The organism is Hymenobacter ruricola (assembly GCF_015694525.1).
Taxonomy (GTDB): domain Bacteria; phylum Bacteroidota; class Bacteroidia; order Cytophagales; family Hymenobacteraceae; genus Hymenobacter; species Hymenobacter ruricola.
Window position 1 is genome coordinate 37,218 of the sequence record NZ_JADQDM010000020.1, and the last position, 18,706, is coordinate 55,923.

The following is an 18,706-nucleotide window of genomic DNA, read 5'->3' on the forward strand; positions in this document are numbered from 1 at the left end:
ACGGCTCTGGCGCCGATGCTTCAGCGATGCAGCCGTCACGGCTTTTTCTGTGTACGCGGGAAGTCATTTAGCAGCTATTTCGGTTAGCATAAAAGTGGCCGTGGGCGGGCGACGTACTTTTGCGCCAGATTCTAGCCCTACACCTCGACCTTACTCTTCTTCATTTCTCTATTTCCCAACGCATGGATTTCCGCACCGAAAAGGACACCATGGGCACCGTGCAAGTGCCTGCCACCGCGTATTGGGGCGCCCAAACCCAGCGCTCCATCGAGAATTTCCCCATCGCCCAGGACATCAACAAGATGCCCAAGGAAATCATCTGCGCGTTTGCCTACCTCAAGAAAGCCGCCGCCTTCACCAACCGCGACGCCGGCGTGCTGCCCGCCGACAAGGCCGAGCTGATTGGCCGGGTGTGCGATGAAATTCTGAGCGGGCAACTGGCCGATGCGTTCCCCTTGGTGGTGTGGCAAACCGGCTCGGGCACGCAATCCAACATGAACATGAACGAGGTGATTGCCTACCGCGGCCACGTGCTGCAGGGCGGCCAGCTCACCGACGAGAAAAAGGCCCTGGCCCCCAACGACGACGTGAACAAGAGCCAAAGCTCGAACGACACGTTCCCGACAGCCATGCACATCGCGGCCTACAAAATCCTGGTCGAAACCACCATTCCCGGCATCGAGAAGCTGCGCGACGCGCTGAAAGCCAAGTCGCAGGACTTCATGCACATCGTCAAAATCGGCCGCACGCACTTCATGGACGCCACGCCGCTCACGCTGGGCCAGGAGTTTTCGGGCTACGTGAGCCAGCTCGACCACGGCCTGCGCGCCATCAAGAACACGCTGGCTCACCTGAGCGAGCTGGCGCTGGGCGGCACCGCCGTGGGCACGGGCATCAACACGCCCAAAGGCTACGCCGAGAACGTGGCCCGGCACATTGCCGACCTCACCAAGCTGCCCTTCGTGACGGCCGAAAACAAGTTTGAGGCCCTGGCCGCCCACGACGCCATCGTGGAAGCCCACGGCGCCCTCAAAACCGTGGCCGCCAGCCTGATGAAAATTGCCAACGACATCCGCATGCTCAGCTCGGGCCCGCGCGCCGGCATCGGCGAAATCGACATTCCCGACAATGAGCCCGGCTCCAGCATCATGCCCGGCAAGGTGAACCCCACCCAGTGCGAGGCCATGACGATGGTGGCGGCCCAGGTGATGGGCAACGACGTGGCCATCAACATCGGCGGCATGAGCGGCCACTTCGAACTGAACGTGTTCAAGCCGATGATGATTTACAACTTCCTGCACTCGGCCCGCCTCATTGGCGACGTGTGCGTGAGCTTTACCGACAAGTGCGCCGTGGGCATCGAGCCCATCAAGGCCAACATCAAGAAGCACGTCGACAGCAGCCTGATGCTCGTGACGGCCCTCAACCCCCACATCGGCTACTACAAAGCCGCCGAAATTGCCCAGACGGCCCACAAAAACGGCTCAACGCTGAAGGAAACCGCCCTCAAGCTCGGCTACGTCACCGAAGCGCAGTTTGACGAGTGGCTGAAGCCGGAGGAAATGGTGGGAAAAATCAAGTAACTCCCGCTATTGCTCTCAAAAAAAGAAGTCCCGGCCGTTAAGCCGGGACTTCTTTTTTTGCCCTTTCCGGGCGGCCAGACCAGGCCTTATTCTGCCCGAGCGCCGCGCAGCAGCGGGGCCACCCGCGTGCCCAGCAGCTCGATGGAGCGCATGGTTTCGGCGTGCGGCAGCGCGGCCACGTCCTGCTGAAAAGTGACGCGCGACACCCCGCCCAGGGCCGCGCTGTGACGCAGGATTTTAGCGGCCACCTCCTCGGGACTGCCCACCAGCAGCGCCCCCTGCGGCCCGGCCTGCGCGTCGAACATGCCCCGCGTAACGGCAGAGCCGCCCCGTTCGCGGGCCCGCTCGGTGAAGGTGCGGGCATAGCCGGGAAAGAATTCTTCCACGGCCTGCCCGGTAGTTTCGGCCACGTAGCCCAGCGAGTGCAGGCCCACTTTCAGCTGCTCGGGCGCGTGGCCGGCGCGGCGGCCAGCTTCGCGGTACAGGTCCACCAAGGGCCGGAAACGGTGCGTGTCGCCGCCGATGATGGCCACCATCAGCGGCAGGCCCAGCGCACCGGCCCGCACAAACGAAGCGGGCGTGCCGCCCACGCCCAGCCAGATGGGCAACTGCGCCTGCACGGGCCGCGGGTAGATGCCCTGCCCCGTGAGGGCGGGCCGGAACTTACCGGACCAGTGCAGGTTTTCCTCGTCCCGAATGCGGAGCAGCAAGTCCAGCTTTTCGGCAAACAGCTCGTCGTAGTCGTCTAGTTCGAAGCCGAACAGCGGGAAGGCTTCGATAGAAGAGCCGCGGCCCACCACCATTTCGGCCCGGCCCTGCGAAATCAGGTCCAGGGTGGCGTATTCCTGAAAGGCCCGCACCGGGTCGACGGCGCTGAGCACGGTGACGGCGCTGGTGAGGCGGATGCGCCGGGTGCGGGCCGCCGCGGCCGCCAGAATCACGGCGGGCGCCGAGTCCAGGAACTGCGCGCGGTGGTGCTCGCCGATGCCGAACACGTCGAGGCCGACCTGGTCGGCCCGCTCGATGCGGTCGAGCAGTTGGCTCATGGCTTCGGCGCCACTCGGTTTCTGGTCGGTGCCATTGTCAAATAAGGCGGCGAAACTATCAATTCCAATTTCCATAATTATTGAGAGTGATGTAATTGAGTTCTGATTAGCGAACATCTGGCGTGTGATTCACCAAAAGGCTTGATTTATCAAATGTACGTACATTATATGTATGTACATTATTATGCCGAAAATATTTTTGCGCTATTGATTGGTGCGCCAAACGGAAAACATCGGAATAGGAAGCCCAACTGCTTTAATTCAGCCCAGGAATTCCAATATTGATGCTCACTCTGCTGTCTAACCCTCTTCTCTAATGGCTTCTGTGCCTGCTTTTGCTGCCGCGGCCCGCGCCCTGCTGGCCGACACGCTACGCGCCGTGCCGTTTTTGACAGCGGCCGAAATTGCGGACTTCGTGGCCGGCTGGACCAAAGAGCTGCGGGTGCCGCGCAACGCGTTTCTGGTGGCGCCCGGCCAGACGGAGCAGTACCTCTACTTCGCGCACCACGGCCTGCTGCGCATCTTTTACCCCACGGCCAGCGAGGAAATCTGCGTGGGCTTTGTGCACACGGGCAACATGGTGTGCTCGTTTCCGTCGTTTGCCATGGGCAAGCCGTCGGAATACGCCATTCAGGCCCTGCGGGCCAGCGGGCTCATTGCCATTAGCCGCGCCGAATTTCAGGCCTGCGTAGACCGCAGCCCCGGCCTGGCCAAGCTGTGGCGGCACGAGCTGGAAAAAACGCTGGTGGGCCGCATGGAGCATGAAATCGACCTGCTGCTGCCCGAGCCCGCCCAGCGCCTGGAGCGGCTGCGGCAGCGCAGCCCGCACATCTTTCAGTCGGTGCCCAAGAAATACCTGGCCTCTTACCTGCGCATGACGCCCGAAACCCTGAGCCGGCTGCGGTAAATCTTGATTTCAATCAAGGCGCCGGAAAACCGCGGCCCGGACCTTTGATAAAAAAATCAACGCCATGAACACCACCGCTTTCCTTGCCGGGCTGGACTGCGCCGTCCGCCAGCTGCTGGCCACCGTGCAAACCGAACTAGAGCCCCTGGGACTGGCCCAGCTCAACCAGCAGCCCGCCCCCAATGCCTGGAGCGTGTTGGAGTGCCTGGAGCACCTGAACCGCTACAGCCGCTACTACAACCCCCAAATGGCCCGGGCGGTGGCCACACCCGCCGGGCGCCCCACCGCGGAAGTGAGGCACAGCTGGCTGGGCCGCAAGTTCATCGCGATGATGGCGCCCGGCAATACCCAAAAGGCCAAAACCCTGCAGCGAATGAACCCCGGCGGCATACGCTTGGACGGCGGCGCGGTGCTCAGCGAGTTCTACACCCACCAACACCGGTTACTGGAGCTGCTGGCCCAGGCCGGCGCTGCCGACCTTAACCGCAAAGCCGTGCCCGTGGAATTCCTCAAGCTGCTGAAAATGCGCGTGGGCGAGGCTTTTGAGTTTGTGATTGTGCACCAGCAGCGCCATGTGCAGCAGGCCCTCCGGGCCAAAGAGGCCGCGCAGGCCCCGGCGGCCACGGGTCCGCTGCTGGTGGCGGCGTAGCGGCTGGGGCCGCGGCGGCACGGCTCAGCGGCGGCAAAAGCACGGCCCCCCCCAGGCCGGTGGGGCGGCTTTTCTTTTTTCCCAGCATCTTTGCCGGCCAATGGATTTCTCTGCTCACGTCGTTCTTGAAAACAGCCGCGCCCGCCTGCGCCCGCTGGAAACCGGTGATTTCGAAGCCCTCAAAGCCGTGGCCTTCGACGCCGACCTGTGGAAGTACACCCTCACGCGCGCCGACGACGCCGTGAGCCTGGCCGCCTACGTGCGCCAAGCCTTGGAGGCCCGCGCGCAGGGCCTGCGCTACCCCTTCGCCATCATCGACCGCGAAACCGGCGAGCTGGCCGGCAGCACCAGCTACTACAACGACTCGGCCGCCGACCAGCGCGTGAGCATTGGCTACACTTGGGTGGGCACCCGGTTCCAGCGCTCGGGCCTGAACCGGGCCTGCAAGCACCTGCTGCTGTGCCACGCCTTCGGCCAGCTGGGCTACGAGCGGGTGGAGCTGGAAACCGACTCGCGCAATTACAAGTCGCGCACGGCCATGGCCCGCATGGGCGCCACCGAGGAAGGCACCCTGCGCAGCCACCGCCCCACGCAGGGCGGCATCCGGCGCGACACGGTCATTTTCAGCGTCATCAAGCCCGACTGGTCGGAGCTGCGCCAAACCACGTTCCAAGAGTTCGAAACCCGTGGCTGAGCCCGCCCAATCCGGCCCGGGCCCAAACCGGCTGCGGCCGCCGGAGGGCTTGTGGCGCCGGCGCGTCGCCAGCTTCGGCCACGCCTTTCGGGGGGTATGGGCGGCGTTGGGCTCGGAGGTGCATTTGCGCTTCCACGCCGTGGCCACGGCGGTGGTCGTCGGGCTGGGATTTTACTACGGCATTTCGCGCCTGGAATGGGCGCTGGTGGCCATTTCGGTGGCCTGCGTGTGGTCGGCCGAACTCATGAACACGGCCATTGAGGCGCTGACGGATTTGGCTTCGCCGGAGTACCATCCGCTGGCTGGCAAGGCCAAGGACGTGGCGGCCGGCGCCGTGCTGCTGGCCGCGCTGGGCGCCGCGGTGGTAGGCGCATTGGTGTTCGGGCCGAAGGTTTTCGGCCACTAGGCCACTGCCGGAACTGAACCATTGCGGGCAGCGGGCGTACCCATAGCAGGTTTGCTGATTTATTGGCCCAACTTTTCCATTCTGACCCCATGCGCCTGCTTTTCTTTGCCGCTTCCCTGTTGCTGACCACGGCCTGCGCCCCGCAGCAGGTGAGCGTGACCACGCCCACCACGCCGCCCGAAAACGGCCAGGTGGTGACCGGTGGCAGCGTGACCACGGCCCCTGCCAGCACCAACACCGTGGACCCCGTGCCCGCCCGCGTGGCCGAATCGGACACCACGGCCCGCCCGCCGTGGCTGAAGGCCCGCATTGCCGCCGTGCTGGCCGAGCGCAAGCGCAACCCCATCACCCGCATTCTGCGTTACCAATACGGCGGCCAGACGGTGTATTACGTCTCGGCGCCGTGCTGCGACCAGTATTCCAACGTTTTCGACACCAAAGGCAAGCTGGTGTGCCAGCCCGACGGCGGCATCACCGGCAAGGGCGACGGCAAATGCCCCGACTTTGACAAAAACAAAACCAACGAACAGCTGGTCTGGCAAGACCCCCGGTAAAGGGAATTATGAATTATGAATGCTGAATTATGAACTGTCTTTCTACCAATTCATCCATCTTCAACTCATAATTCATAATTTCTAATTCATAATTCATTCCCATGGATACCTTAAAAAAACTCGGCGCCTTCAACGTGTGGGCCAATGCCACGGTGCTGAATCGCCTCGATGAAATAGCGGCCAGCGGCCAGGAAATTCCGGCCGTGGTGCTGCGCTTGTTCAGCCACGTGCTCAATGCCCAGGCCATCTGGATTTCGCGCATTGGCGGCCAGCCCCAACCCGTGAAGGTGTGGCAGGAGCACGACCTCGCCGCCATCCACCGCCTGCACGAGCAAACCTCGGAGCCCCTGCACCAGCTGATGGTGCACGCCGACGAAACCGAGCTGCAGCGCCTGATTTCCTACACCAACTCGCTGGGCAACAGCTACGACAGCATGGTGCACGACATCCTCACCCACTCCGTGGTGCACGCCAGCTACCACCGCGCCCAGGTGGCCACCCGCCTGCGCGACCACGGCTTCGAGCCCGTCAACTCCGACTTCATCACCTACTGCCGCGAGCTGAGCGCGGCGGCCCAGCACGCCGTGCCCAGCCTGTAAGCCAACGGCATTAATTGACTGCTTTTAAACCCTTCCGGGCCCGGAGGGGTTTTTTAGTGCCATCCATCCGCTAAGTATATCCCCTTATGTCTGAGTTGATTTCCCCGGCCCCGGTCCTTACCGCCGAATGCCTCAACCGTGCCTACTCCTACGCGGCCTACCGCCAGCTGCTTGACGAGCTGATGGCCGACAACCGCACCACCGGCACCACCCAAACCGACCAGATTATCCAATACGCTCGCCTGAACCTGCAGCGGATGCAGCGCCTGGACAAAACCATTCAGCTGCTGCCGGAAATGCAAAAAGCCCTCAACAACCTTTCCGAAGGCTACGAGTGGCTGGTGATAACGGAAGGATGGTGCGGCGACGCGGCCCAGATTGTGCCCGTGCTCGAAGCCGTGGCCAAAGCCAGCCAGGGCAAGATTGCCACGCGCTACGTGCTGCGTGACGAAAACCTGGACCTCATGGACCACTACCTCACCAACGGCGGCCGCTCTATCCCCAAGCTCATCGTGCTGCACACCGACACCCTGGCCGAAGCCGCCACCTGGGGCCCGCGCCCCGCGCCGGCGCAGGAGCTGTTCGTGCGCCTCAAGCAGGAGGGCGTGTCCTACGAAGACTTTGCCACGCAGCTGCACGGCTGGTACGCGCAGGACAAAACCCGCACCACCCAGCGCGAATTGCTGGCGCTGTTACAGCAACTGGCGTAGCGGCTCTGCTATTTTTTGCTTGCCAGCAAAAAAGGCCCGCTCTCTTGCGAAAGCAGGCCTTTTTTGCTGACTTTCCAGCCAATGAGCTACTGCAAATTCACCGTGGGAATGGTGGTCACGTTGTCGTTGGTCACCACTACGCCAGCACGGGTTTCGGAGTGGTAGGCCGTCTGGCCCGTGGGCGCCGGGGCGCTGGGGAAAAACTCCACCCGGTAGGTGCCGGCCGCCAGCCCGTTGAGCTGGTACGCACCCGAGGCATCGGCCGAGGTGCTCACCGTATCGGGGCCCAGGATGGTGGCCCGGATGGCCAGCACCTGGGGCAGGGCCGCCGCCGGCGCCACGGTGCCGCGAATGCCGGCCGCCAAATCCTGCGCCACCACCCGAATGATGGGTTTGAGCAGGTACCGCTCCTTTTTGTCGTTGCCGGGGCGCCAGTTGCCGCGCTCCACAATGGATTTAGCCACGTCGAAATCGAGCAGGAGCTGGAAGGTGCTGCGCTGGCGCAGGGTGGCCTTGTCGAGCTTTAGCTTCACGCCTGATGTCTGGCCGCTGGGCGTTTTCAGGTCGTAGCGCTGGCCGTCGGTGCCCACGACGTAGCTGTCGGGCCCCAGAATCAGGCGGATTTCCTTGAGGTCGCCGGGGGCAAAATCTTCGCTTACCAGCAGCGCCGAGCGGCCGTTCACATACTCTAGCACGTTGATGGTCTGGGGTTTGAAGCCGAGGGTTTTCCAGCCGTCCGGGTCGTTTTCATCTTTCAGGTGCACCTCAATCTGGCGCACGTCCAGCACCACGCTGCGGAAGTCGCCAGGGGCGTCCATCAGCCGCACTTCCAGCTTGGAGGTTTCGCTGCTATCAGTGTCTTTAGAACAGCCGGCCAGGCCCAAAACGGCGGCGCCGATGAAAGGCAACAGACGAGTAATTTTCATAAAAAAACAAGATTGGTGGAAGCGAATGGGGCATAAAACGGCCCGGCCAACCGGGAGGTTGCCGGGCCATTTTCTCAACAAGCCTGCCAGAACCGGGCCGGCGCGGCACGGTCCTAATTCTTCGTCGAATCAGCCGGTTCCACGGGCTTAGCCTTGGGCTTGGGTTTGCCGAAGAGGCTGTTCAGGCCCTGGCCAATCTGGTTTTTGAGGCGGGCCTGGGCTTCCAGCTTGGCTTTCTCCTGGGCAAGCCGGGTTTTCTCCTCGGCGGTTTGGTTGGCAGCGTCGGTGCTGGTTTTGGTGCTGTCCTGGACGGCTTTCTTTTTGTTGGCCAAGCCCAGCAGCGCATCGGTAAGCTTGGTTTTCACCACGTTGGTCACAATGGCTTTGCCCTGGTCTTTCACGCTGCCGCTCGTCAGCTTCACGCTGGGCGCCTTCACCGTGCCGCCGATGTTCAGGCCCAGGGTCACCCGGTCGGTGCCCGAAATGTCCTTCACGCCGGTCAGTTGCGTCAGCTTGCTGTTCAACGCCGAGCCCAGCTTGCCGGTGGGCACGTTGAGGGCCGTCACGTAAGCCAGCGCGCCGGTGAGGCTGTTGGAGCCGCCGAGGGTCATCTTCACGTCGCCCACGGTCAGGTCGAAGGGCTGCACCACGAGGTTGCCGTTCACGATGTTGGCCTGGATTTTCTTGTCGACCACCAGAATGGTTTTTAGCTCGGGCAAGGTGGTCAGGCTGGCAATCTTCGTCATCACCTCCGACTGATTCACCGCCGCCCGCACGATGTCGAACAGGCCTTTGCCGCTCAGTGTGGCCAGGTTGGGCATCATGTCGGGGCCCATTTCGCCGCTCACGCTGAAATTGGTGCCAAACACGCCCTCCACCTGGCTGGCCAGCGGCACCAGCGTCTTGATAGTATTGAAGGCCGAAAACGCTTTCTGAAAATTCAGGTCCTTGATGTTCAACCCAAAATCAAATTTGGGGTGCGCCAGGTTCTTGCTGCTGTAGCTGCCCGTGGTACCAAAGCTGGCCCCCAGCGTGTTGAAGGTCATGTTCTTGAGCACGGCCGTCTGGTCGCGCACCGTCACGGCGCCCTGGGCGTTGGTCAGTTTCAGGTTGTCGTAAGTCACGTTGTCGACGTGGCTGTTCAGCACCAGGTCGAAGTACTTCGGGATTTGCAGCACGCCGTCGGCCTTGGCCGGGGCAGCCGCGCCTTTCGCCGTGGGCTTGGCCGATACCTCGTCCACCATCCACTCGTTCACGTTGAAATTGCGCGAGTTCACCGTCAGGTTGCCTTTTAAGGACTGCCCCGGCGTGAACAAATAGCCCAGGTAGTTGCTCACCGTGCCCGAGGCCGCGAAGTCGGAGCTGCCGGCCGTGCCGTTCAGGCTTTGCAGCGTAATCTGATTGTTGTTGAAGGTGGCCGTGCCCGAGCTGATTTTTACGCCCTGCGGCAGGTCTTTGCTCTTGTAGGTCACGTTGTTGGCCTTCACCGTGCCGCTGGCCACCACGTTTTGGTAGCGGCCGGCTTCCACGTCGGCCATGTTGCCTTTGGCGGCAATGTCGCCGGCCACGCGGCCCGTCACGGTCATGCCTTCGAGCGGAAAAATCCTGGTGATTTTGGTCAAGTCCACCGTGCCGCGCACGTTGGCGTCGAACACCGGCTTGTCGATGTTGTGCGCGCTCAGGCGGCCTTCCAGCGGCTCACCTTCCAGCACCATCCTGAACTGCGGCAGGTTTATCTGCGTGTCGTTCACCTGGCCCGTCGTGTTTACCACCGTACCGTTCAGGTTAATGTTTTCAATCGGGGCCGGAAATTTGGCCGATTTCACGTAGCCGTTTGTCAGCTTGATGGCGGCGTTCACCACCGGCATCTGGGTTTTGGAATACACGCCCTTGGCCGTGCCGTCCACGAAGAATTGCCCGCGCATGGCCAGGTCCTTCACCGGGTACACCTTCAGGGCTTCGGCTAGGTTCACGTTGGCTTTCACGCGGCCGTTCACGTTCATCGGTTCCAGCCCGTCGATGGCGATGTTGCCGTCCACCGGGTTCGGGCCCAGGTCGAGGTGAAACTGCGGGATGTTGACCTTCACGTTGTTGGTGTAGCCGGAAGGGTTATCGACCTGCATTTTCAGGTTGATGTTTTTGGCCGCCTGCGGCAAATCCGGATACTTAAACTGGCCGTTGGTCACCACCAGGTTCACGCCGTAGCCGGGCATGTGCAGGGCGTTCTGCGTGCCCTTGTAGTAGCCGTCGAAGGCCACCTTGCCGCTGGTTTCGATGTTCTTGAACTTCTCCGTAAACACGCCCGGCACGAGGCTGAGCAGGGTTTTAAAGTCCGTTTCCAGCGCCTTAAAGGTGATGTCGAACGTGATGTCCGAAGCATTCGGCAAACCAATGGCGCCCGCGAAGCTGAACGGGAATTCGTTGAGCTTGATGCGGTTGTCCTTGAACGTGTAGAGGTTTTTGTTCAGGTCCATGTTCAGCGTCACGTCGGCGTCGAGCTGCTTGTCGGTCACGTAGGCCACGCCACCATAGGTCATGTCCAGGTCGGCGGCCGTGGTTTGCGATTTCATGTCGAACACGTTACTGGCAAAGTCGCCGCTGCCCGAGTGGTTCACGCCGCGCGCCTCCATGCGGAAGGGCAGCGTCAGGTCCTCATAGCGCAGGTGGGCGTCGGTCAGCTTCCAGCCCTTGATGGCCAGGTTCATCTGGCTGGTGTCCTGGCCCTTGGCCGCGGCGGCCGAGTCCGAAATCACCACGTCCCAGTTGGCCAGGCCGCTTTTGAGGCGGCGCAAACTCAGGTCAGGCCGCTCCAGCTCCACGCTGTTAATCTTGATTTCCTGACCCTTGATAACGGTCATAATGTCCAGCCCCACGCGCATATTCGGCAGAAAGGCCAGCGTGTCGCGGCTGAACGAGTCGAGTCCAATCACGCGCAGGTTCTTGATGTCGAGCGTCAGGTCCGGAAAGGAGTGGAGCACGCTCACGTCGATGTTGGCGGGGTCGTACTGCACCTGAGCGCGTACGCGCTGGGCAATCTGCTTGTCGGCCAAGGCCCGCAGCTTGTCCTTGAACAGGAACGGGGCCGCCACGGCCACAGCCACCAGCACCACCAGAAACACGACGAAACCCAACAGAATTTTCCGCATAGCAAGAGTAAATAAGTTATTGCGAGCAAAGGTAAAACGGGTAGGCTAGTGCGTTTTTTTACAATACCCGCACCGTTCAGCACCCCGGCATCAGCCAAGCCGAAACGCGGGGCCAACCCCAACTATAAAATACTCCAAATGCTTAAAACAGTTCACCCACGGCTGTAGAAGCCTCTCCCAAAGCGCAGCAGTGCCTACCCAACGCTTCTTTTTCGCGCTGCAATGCCAGCACTAGAAACATGAATCAACGGCAGAGTTCTTAGTAAAAATCAATTTGCCAGATTAGATAAATTACAAATTTTTACCTAATTTTCATAAAGGTATTTCATCGGTATATTTGCTGCTGCTAATTCGCGTTCTATATATGAAGCTCTCCATTTTCTCGCTGTTGCTCCTCCAGGTGGCTTTCGTCTCGGCCGCTCAGGCGCAGGTGACCACCCTAAGCCTGATGGGCAACGTGCAATCCGACGACCGGCGGGCCCTGCCCGGGGCCGCTGTCACGGTCATTCATATGCCGTCGGGGGTGCGCCACGCGGCCGCTTCCGACGGGTCCGGCCGGTTCATGGTGCCCAATCTGATGGTAGGCGGGCCGTACGTGATACGCGTGGGCGAGGGCGGCTACCGCCCCCAAACCGTGGAAAACATCTTCCTGGAAGCCGGCAAAACCGCGAATTTCACGGTGGTACTCAGCAAGCTGGACGGCGACAACGGCAAGGGCCGCAACAACCGCACCCCCGGCGGCACCAACAATGCCCTGGATAATGACGCCAACGGCACTTCCATCACGCTGGCCAAAGAAGCCGTGGTGGGCGGCCCGGTGCTGATTACGGTATCGCCCAACCAGCCGCAATACACAGGCAGCGCACCCCAGTCGGCTTCCGCCCCGGTGGCTTCGGCAGCGCCTTCCGGGCCCGGGGCAGCCGCCCCGGTCTCCGGCAATGGAATGAAGGCCATGCCTTCTGCTGTCCCAGCCCGAATGCCAGTCCCAATGCCTGCGCCCGCACCCATGCCCGCCGCAGCTTCAACAACCGTAGCAGCCTCAGGCACAGCGCCCGCTCCGGTTCCAGCTTCGGCCCCGGCTTACCGCCGCAACAGCCGCTACCCGGCCCGCGGCACGTACCGCCCCACGTCCAGAACCGTCAAGGACCCCATCGTACCGGGGCACTTCGATGCCAAAAGCGGCAATTACATCTACGAAACCGGCCTGCCCACCACGCTGAAGCTGCCCGGAGGTGGTACTATCGCCGGCGTCGGCGTCAATTCGACCGAAAGCAACCTCTACCGCTTCCTGACCAACCCGCAAATGCAGGTCGACACCCTGGACCTCACCAACGGCTGGTACAACTTCGACCGCGTGTTTTTCACGCCGGGCAAAGCCACGCTGGCCGGCGAGTCGCTGAGCCAGTTGCGCAATGTTGCCGCCATTCTGAAGGCTTTTCCCAATGCCCGCGTCAAGCTGGGGGGCTACACCGACAGCACCGGCACCTATAAGGTCAACAAGCAGCTGAGCGAGGCCCGCGCCCGCACCGCCTGGGCCAGCCTCGTAGAAATGGGCATCAGCCCTTCCCGCATCGATGCCCGGGGCTACGGCCCCCGCTACGGCATTGCGGAAAACACCACCGAAGAAGGGCGGGCCAAAAACCGCCGCCTCAGCGTGAAAGTGCTGCAAAAGTGAAGCCGGCCGTAGGGTAGGCAAGGTGTCCGGGGCTGTACCTTCGCTTCGGGGGCTACACTAAACGGCCGCTCCCGGCGTTACCCGGTTTCTCATGCCCAGGCGTTTTCCCTCGTTCTTTCCGCGTCTCCGGTCCGTGCTGGCGGCCGGCCTGCTGGGCCTGGCCCTGCGTGCGCATGGGCAGGACGTGTATTTTTCGCAGCCCTTCGCCACGCGCCTGCACACCAACCCCGCGTTCACGGGGCTGGTCGACGATTACAGCGCCACGTTTAGCTTCCGCAACCAGCTGCCCACCCTGGCCGGCTCGTTCGTGAGCCTGCAGGCCGCCGGCGACGTGCGCCTCAACCAGAAGGGCCAGCACCACGCCCTGGGCCTGCTCATCAACCAGGACCGGGCCGGGGTGGTGGGCTACACGCGCTTCGAAATCGGGGGTTTGTACGCCTACCACACCCGCCTCACCGAGAAGCTGGCCCTGAGCGGCGGACTGCGCGCCAGCTACGGCCGCCAGCGCGTGGGATATGACAATTTCGTGTTCGGCGACCAGATTCGGGAAGACGGCAGCCTGGCCGGCCCGTCGGCCGAGTCCCTGGATTTTCCGCCCGTCAACTACCTCAGCCTGGGCACCGGCGCCGTGCTCTACACCGACCAGTTCTGGCTGAGCCTCGCCGGCCAGCACCTCAACCAGCCCGGCCTGGGCTTCCGGCAGCAGAGCACGCTGCCGCTGCTGCTCAGCGTGTCGGGCGGCTACAAGTTCTTCGCCGTCAAGCCCGGCCCGGGCATCGCCACCCGCGAAGTCAGCTACACGCCCGTGGCCGCCTACACCCGCCAGGGCGGCTCTCAGCGCACAGAAGCAGGCCTTTACGTCACGATGTCGCCCGTGACGCTGGGGGCGGTGTACCGCAATATTGCGCCGCTCGGCGGCGTTGAGATGCAGCACGTGCTGGCCGTGGTGGCCGGGGTGCAGGCCGGCGGCCTGCGCCTGGGCTACAGCTACGACGTGGGCCTCAGCCGCCTAAGCGCCGATTTGGGCGGTGCCCACGAACTAACCCTGGCCCTCCGCGCATTTGACCGATTAGAAAACGCCCATCGTCGCCTAAAAAGAAGAGTTTACCCAGCGGCCCCTTGTCCGGCATTTTAATTTTTTGTATTATTGCGTCCTAATTGCCTTAGATAACTCCTCAGCCCCATACTCATTTTAACTTTGTTATGAAATTAACCAATTATCTACGCCTATCCGTGCTTGGCCTAGTGGTCTTGGCGAGCTGCGGCAAGAAAGGCCCGCCCACGGCCCAGAAGCCCGGCAAATATTCTTCTACGACGGGTATTGAGTATAACACGGAGAAGGGCATGGCCGTGGCCAACTTCAAAAAAATCCCCGAAGGCCCGGGTCTGGTGTTCATCGAAGGCGGCCGCACGGTGCTGGGCTCGCAGGAAGAGGACGTAACCCAGACGCACGACAACATCGAGCGCACGGTGACCATCGCCTCGTTCTACATGGACGAAGCCGAAGTGGCCAACATTCACTGGCTGGAATACCTGCACTTCATCCGCGCCGACTCGGCTGAGGAATTTTACCGCTCGGCCCTGCCCGACACCACGGTGTGGGCCCGCGACCTGTCGTTCAACGACCCCTACGTGACGTACTACCTGCGTTACCCCGGCTTCCGCTACTTCCCCGTAGTGGGCGTGAGCTGGCTGCAGGCCGATGACTACTGCACCTGGCGTACCGCCAAGGTGAACGAGCGCCTCGCGGCCGGCGGCGAAAGCAAGCCCGGCGGTGGCAAAGGCCTCTTCGGCAAGAAAAAAGACAAGCCGGCTGGCGAAGGCGCCGCGGCTGGTGCTGAAGGCACTGCTGGCGCCGCTGGGGCCCTGGCCACCGGCAAAAACTCGACTTCTATCGAAAACGGCAATACGCTGCCCAACTACCGCCTTCCCACGGAGGCCGAGTGGGAGTACGCCGCGCAAGCCCTCGTGGGCACCCAGGAAGTGGGCAACGAGAACCAGGAGGAAAAGCGCATTTACCCCTGGGATGGCAAGTCGACCCGCAACGCCTACGGCAAGAAGCAGGGCCAGTTCCTGGCTAACTTCAAGCGCGGCCGTGGCGACTACGCCGGCATCGCCGGCAGCCTGAACGACGGCGCCATGATTACGGAGTACATCTACTCCTACCCGCCGAACGACTACGGCCTGTACAACATGGCCGGCAACGTGAACGAGTGGGTGCAGGACGTGTACCGCCCCCTGTCGTTCCAGGACGTGGAAGACTTGAACCCCTTCCGCCGCAACGGCGTGGGTGACCCCGAATCGAAATACGACAAGAAAGGCTACCAGTCGCTGATTGACGACCACGTGCGCGTGTACAAAGGCGGTTCGTGGCGCGACGTGGCCTACTGGCTGTCGCCCGGCACGCGCCGCTTCATGGCCGAGGATTCGGCCACGGCAACCATCGGTTTCCGTTGCGCGATGATTAACGCTGGCTCGAACAAGTAAGCTTCGACCTTAAGCAACAAAAAGGCCGTTCCTGCATCAGGAGCGGCCTTTTTGTTTTCCAGCATCGTGCTTTCAGGAAGCAGGGCCGCCGGGTTGGCGGTCAGGTTGCTTCGGGATGGACACTGGTCGGCCGCGATGCCCGGGTGCCTGTCGCGGCCGGCCGGCGCTTATTCCACCAGCAGGCGCTGGCTGCGGTAGGGCTCGGCGGTGTGGGTGACTTGCAGCAGGTAGAGGCCCGCCGGCAGGCGCTCCAGGGTGCGGGGCGCCGCAGCCGTGGCCACGGCCGGCAGTTCGCGCACCAGCCGGCCCAGCGCGTCGTACACCCGCACGCGGGCCTCGGCGGGCAGGCCGGCCAGCTGCGCGGTGCCGGGGCTGGGGTTGGGGAACACGCTCCAGGCCCGGCCGGCCGCGGCGGGCCGGGCGGCGGTGAGCACCGATTGGTCGAGCTTGGCCAGGAAGATTTCCGGCTGGTAGGGAGAAGCAGTGACCGCCGTGATGGCGCCGAACTGGGCCACACCCGTGAAAGTGCCGGTCACGTACACATTTCCGCTGGCGTCGACAACCGAAGCCACTGCGGTGCTGCCCAGCGAAGTGCCGGGAAAACTACCCACAATTCCTCCGGTTCGAATCCAATCAAACTGGTTGGTGGCATAAGTGTAGCGGACCACACAGGGCAGGCCGTTTTTACTGAAGTCAAAGGTGTTGTTGGGTGGGAAAACGGTTTGCGCGGCATACGCCGTGCTGGTCAGCGCCGTGTAACCGGTGGCATCCGGGAAAAAATTAATAGGCCCGACTGCGGCCCAACCGGCGCCGTTGGGCACAGTGGAGGCGAAGGCGAAGGGCCGCAGCCATTGCACGGCGCCACTGGTATCGCAGCGAGCGATGCATGTCCCATAGCTGCCGGTTGGCACCGCCAGTGATACGGAAGCCTCCGGATTGGTGACAGTGCCGCCGTAGCTGCCACCGCCTAAATATAGGGTGTTGTCGGTTTGGTCAATGAACAACACCTCTCCCTGGGCGTTAGCAGTTCCCCGCTTTAACAAGCTGTTTTTTGTCCAACGCACCACGTTATTTGCGTCCACCTTAACCAAGGTATTGCTGCCTTGCGCCACGGGGACGGCAGAGGTTACAACTGGGATTACGCGTCCGTCCAGCAGCAGGTTTTGGCTATGGCTGATAGTCCAGTACACGGCGCCGGCGGCGTCGGTTTTAACTCCCCCGCTAGACGTAAAGCCGCCGCTGGCACCTAACCGGCGAGCCCAAGCGGGCTGGCCGGCGGGGGTGTATTTAACGAGCACTGCGTCGGAGATGCCGATGGGCGGGTAGGCTTGGCCGTTGACGAGGAGTTGGCTTTGCGAGCGCATGTTGACCGACAGGTAGCAGTTGCCAGCCCCGTCGCGGTGCAGGGCCGTGATGCCAACCCCGTACGTGGGCGAAGGCACGTCGGCCCACAGCAACGCCCCGGCCGCGTCGACGGCGGCCAGGAACGGCACCGACCCGTAGCCCAGCGGGGTGGTGGGCAGGCCCCACACGGCGGGCCCGGCCAGGGAGAAGCCCGCGCTGAACCCGAAGAAGCCTAGGTTGGCCCCGGCGGGGCCCCCGCCGAAGCTGCCGGCCAATGTGCAGCGCCCGCTGGGCTCGACCACCAGCGCCGAGGCGGCCTCGAAGCCCGGGCTTTGCAGGGTGCGCAGCCAGAGCAGCGCGCCGGTCGGGGAGTACTTGGCCAGGAACACGTCTGTTTCGCCCGCGTTGGTGGTGGGCTGGCCGCCGATGGCGGGCGTGCCCTCGTAGGTGCCGAGCTGGTAGAGGTTGCCGGCCGCGTCGCGCCCCAGCCCAACCACCTTGTTTTCGCCCACGGAGTTAGGCACGTACGTGCCGATTTGGGTGACCCAGCCCCAGCCCGGCGGACTCTGCGCCATGGTAACAACAGGGACCAGCAGCACAACCAAAAGGATGGCAAATAACTGTTTCATGTTTTCTAGCGGTTAGACACGGTGGTAGTGGGAGCAATTGGGGCAGTGAGACTTGTGCATGCCCCGGTATCAAACGTGCGCACCCGCACCGAGGCAGACCCACAGTTGGTGAACGAGGTCAGTTTAACCTGGTAGCGGCTGTTGGCGGCGAAGGCGTAGAGGACATCGAGCTGCTCCAGGCCCGGTTCGCGGGTCTGGGTAATGTCGTAGTGGGTGCCGCTTATCGGCTGCCCGCTGGAATTGATTTTGTCAATATCCAGCCTGAACCAGTGGCTGGCCCAGGTAGCGCGGCCGTCGAGCCAGATGTTGGTGAGGCGCCCGCAGGTGCCGGGCGGCAGCTCGAAGTTGGCCATGGTGGGCCGGCAGTCGCTGCACTTGTACACGAAGCGGCTTTTCAGGCAGGTATTAAGATTGTTCTGGATAATGCCTATCTGGCACGGTGCCAGCGACGATTGCGAAGCGTTGGTGTCCATTACGTTGTTCGACACCTTGTCCCAGGCATCACAATTTGGGCCGGCTGGCTCGTTGAGGTTCCAGCAATTAGCGTTCATGGGCGCTTCTGCACACTCACCCCAAGTGTATATATTGGATTGAAACGGATGATTGAGCCCCATTAAGTGACACAGCTCATAATTGAGTGCACTTGCCATTTGCCAACCCGCTACGTTGCTTAAAACATATTTTGTCCACGGGCTCGACACCACGGCCCAAAGCTTACCCGGCGCCGGGCTCACGTCGCATTGGGCCTGATTCATCACATAGCCACGAATTGCAGGCTCGGACACGGGACTATTGGTGTTGGTATTTCCACGAATACCAACGTAAGGCCAGTCGGCTTCTTCCACCAGAAAAATATTAATAACGGAATCACCTCGTACGCAGAGAGGAGCATAGTCACGCGCCGGTGAGCCGTTGGCATTAGCACCGTCACGGTAAGCGCTGCTACGGTCGAAGTACACGCCGTCGAGCACCCAGCGCACCCGCTTGGGGATGGGCGTGAGCGCGCTGCCGGGCGGCATGTTCAGCACGGGGTTTTGCTCCATCTGCCCGTTGCACGACCATATTAAGGCTTGGGCGTAGCCATAGCCCGTGACGGCGGTGTTCGGGTTGATGGGGTGGCCGTCGTCGGTGGCCGTAAAGTTGCCCGTGCCGTTATCGTGCTGCATAAAATGCGCGTTGACCCTGATGTTCTGCACCTCGGCACAAGACGTGCTCGGCCCAGGAATGGTAGGCGGCGGCAGCAAGGAGGACGACCCGCTGCCGGCACTGGCGATGGTGCCGCAGTGCATGGGCGCCTGCGCCTTAGCCCAGAAGCTGACAACGAGCAATGCCAGCAGCAACCGGCCGCGCC

At 62.3% G+C, this 18,706-nt stretch carries 16 protein-coding genes; 11 read left to right on the top strand and 5 right to left on the bottom strand.

The window, feature by feature from the left end:
* The first annotated feature begins 182 nt into the window (after positions 1–182).
* Positions 183–1,583 carry a class II fumarate hydratase gene (gene fumC / locus I2H31_RS22560; RefSeq protein WP_196295322.1) on the top strand — a complete coding sequence of 467 codons (1,401 nt, stop codon included), beginning with the start codon at positions 183–185 and terminating at the stop codon, positions 1,581–1,583.
* 86 nt (positions 1,584–1,669) lie between these two features.
* Here the strand turns inward: fumC and I2H31_RS22565 are convergent, their stop codons facing one another.
* Positions 1,670–2,704, bottom strand: coding sequence for an Atu2307/SP_0267 family LLM class monooxygenase (locus tag I2H31_RS22565; RefSeq protein ID WP_196295323.1), 1,035 nt, complete (start codon positions 2,702–2,704; stop codon positions 1,670–1,672).
* 241 nt (positions 2,705–2,945) lie between these two features.
* Here I2H31_RS22565 and I2H31_RS22570 point away from each other — a divergent pair, with 241 nt between their 5' ends.
* From I2H31_RS22570 to I2H31_RS22600, 7 genes are all read left to right on the top strand, one after another.
* Positions 2,946–3,536: a Crp/Fnr family transcriptional regulator gene (locus tag I2H31_RS22570; RefSeq protein ID WP_196295324.1), complete on the top strand. Its 591-nt coding sequence runs from the start codon at positions 2,946–2,948 to the stop codon at positions 3,534–3,536.
* A gap of 64 nt (positions 3,537–3,600) precedes the next feature.
* On the top strand, positions 3,601–4,185 hold the full coding sequence (locus I2H31_RS22575) for a DinB family protein (protein WP_196295325.1): 585 nt from the start codon (positions 3,601–3,603) through the stop codon (positions 4,183–4,185).
* A 100-nt stretch (positions 4,186–4,285) separates the two neighbouring features.
* Positions 4,286–4,879 (top strand): GNAT family N-acetyltransferase, encoded by a 594-nt coding sequence (locus I2H31_RS22580; protein WP_196295326.1) that lies wholly within the window; start codon positions 4,286–4,288, stop codon positions 4,877–4,879.
* Positions 4,872–5,285: a diacylglycerol kinase family protein gene (locus I2H31_RS22585; protein WP_317192261.1), complete on the top strand. Its 414-nt coding sequence runs from the start codon at positions 4,872–4,874 to the stop codon at positions 5,283–5,285. The genes I2H31_RS22580 and I2H31_RS22585 overlap by 8 nt, the downstream gene beginning before the upstream one ends.
* A gap of 89 nt (positions 5,286–5,374) precedes the next feature.
* A complete protein-coding gene (locus tag I2H31_RS22590) occupies positions 5,375–5,839 on the top strand; it encodes a DUF6970 domain-containing protein (RefSeq protein WP_196295327.1) in 465 nt (154 codons plus the stop codon).
* A gap of 101 nt (positions 5,840–5,940) precedes the next feature.
* Entirely contained in the window at positions 5,941–6,438 is a 498-nt protein-coding gene (locus I2H31_RS22595) for a DinB family protein (RefSeq protein WP_196295328.1), read from the top strand.
* 86 nt (positions 6,439–6,524) lie between these two features.
* Complete coding sequence (locus I2H31_RS22600; protein ID WP_196295329.1) at positions 6,525–7,148, top strand: thioredoxin family protein; 624 nt, start codon at positions 6,525–6,527, stop codon at positions 7,146–7,148.
* Between the two features lie 86 nt (positions 7,149–7,234).
* Here the strand turns inward: I2H31_RS22600 and I2H31_RS22605 are convergent, their stop codons facing one another.
* Both I2H31_RS22605 and I2H31_RS22610 read right to left on the bottom strand, forming a co-directional pair.
* Positions 7,235–8,074 (bottom strand): DUF4382 domain-containing protein, encoded by an 840-nt coding sequence (locus I2H31_RS22605; RefSeq protein WP_196295330.1) that lies wholly within the window; start codon positions 8,072–8,074, stop codon positions 7,235–7,237.
* Between the two features lie 113 nt (positions 8,075–8,187).
* Positions 8,188–11,220, bottom strand: a complete 3,033-nt coding sequence (locus I2H31_RS22610) for an AsmA family protein (RefSeq protein ID WP_196295331.1) — start codon at positions 11,218–11,220, stop codon at positions 8,188–8,190.
* 364 nt (positions 11,221–11,584) lie between these two features.
* Between I2H31_RS22610 and I2H31_RS22615 the strand changes: the two genes are divergently transcribed.
* The 3 genes from I2H31_RS22615 (at position 11,585) to I2H31_RS22625 (ending at position 15,382) form a co-directional block, all read left to right on the top strand.
* Positions 11,585–12,895 carry an OmpA family protein gene (locus tag I2H31_RS22615; RefSeq protein ID WP_196295332.1) on the top strand — a complete coding sequence of 437 codons (1,311 nt, stop codon included), beginning with the start codon at positions 11,585–11,587 and terminating at the stop codon, positions 12,893–12,895.
* A gap of 91 nt (positions 12,896–12,986) precedes the next feature.
* On the top strand, positions 12,987–14,030 hold the full coding sequence (locus I2H31_RS22620) for a PorP/SprF family type IX secretion system membrane protein (RefSeq protein ID WP_196295333.1): 1,044 nt from the start codon (positions 12,987–12,989) through the stop codon (positions 14,028–14,030).
* Between the two features lie 68 nt (positions 14,031–14,098).
* Positions 14,099–15,382 (top strand): SUMF1/EgtB/PvdO family nonheme iron enzyme, encoded by a 1,284-nt coding sequence (locus I2H31_RS22625; protein ID WP_196295334.1) that lies wholly within the window; start codon positions 14,099–14,101, stop codon positions 15,380–15,382.
* Between the two features lie 167 nt (positions 15,383–15,549).
* Here I2H31_RS22625 and I2H31_RS22630 read toward each other — a convergent pair whose 3' ends face one another.
* Positions 15,550–17,355, bottom strand: a complete 1,806-nt coding sequence (locus I2H31_RS22630; RefSeq protein ID WP_196295335.1) for a T9SS type A sorting domain-containing protein — start codon at positions 17,353–17,355, stop codon at positions 15,550–15,552.
* Positions 17,356–17,360: 5 nt separating this feature from the next.
* The gene (locus I2H31_RS22635) at positions 17,361–18,683 is read right to left on the bottom strand and encodes a hypothetical protein (RefSeq protein WP_196295336.1); all 1,323 of its coding nucleotides are present in this window, start codon (positions 18,681–18,683) and stop codon (positions 17,361–17,363) included.
* Positions 18,684–18,706 lie beyond the last annotated feature (23 nt).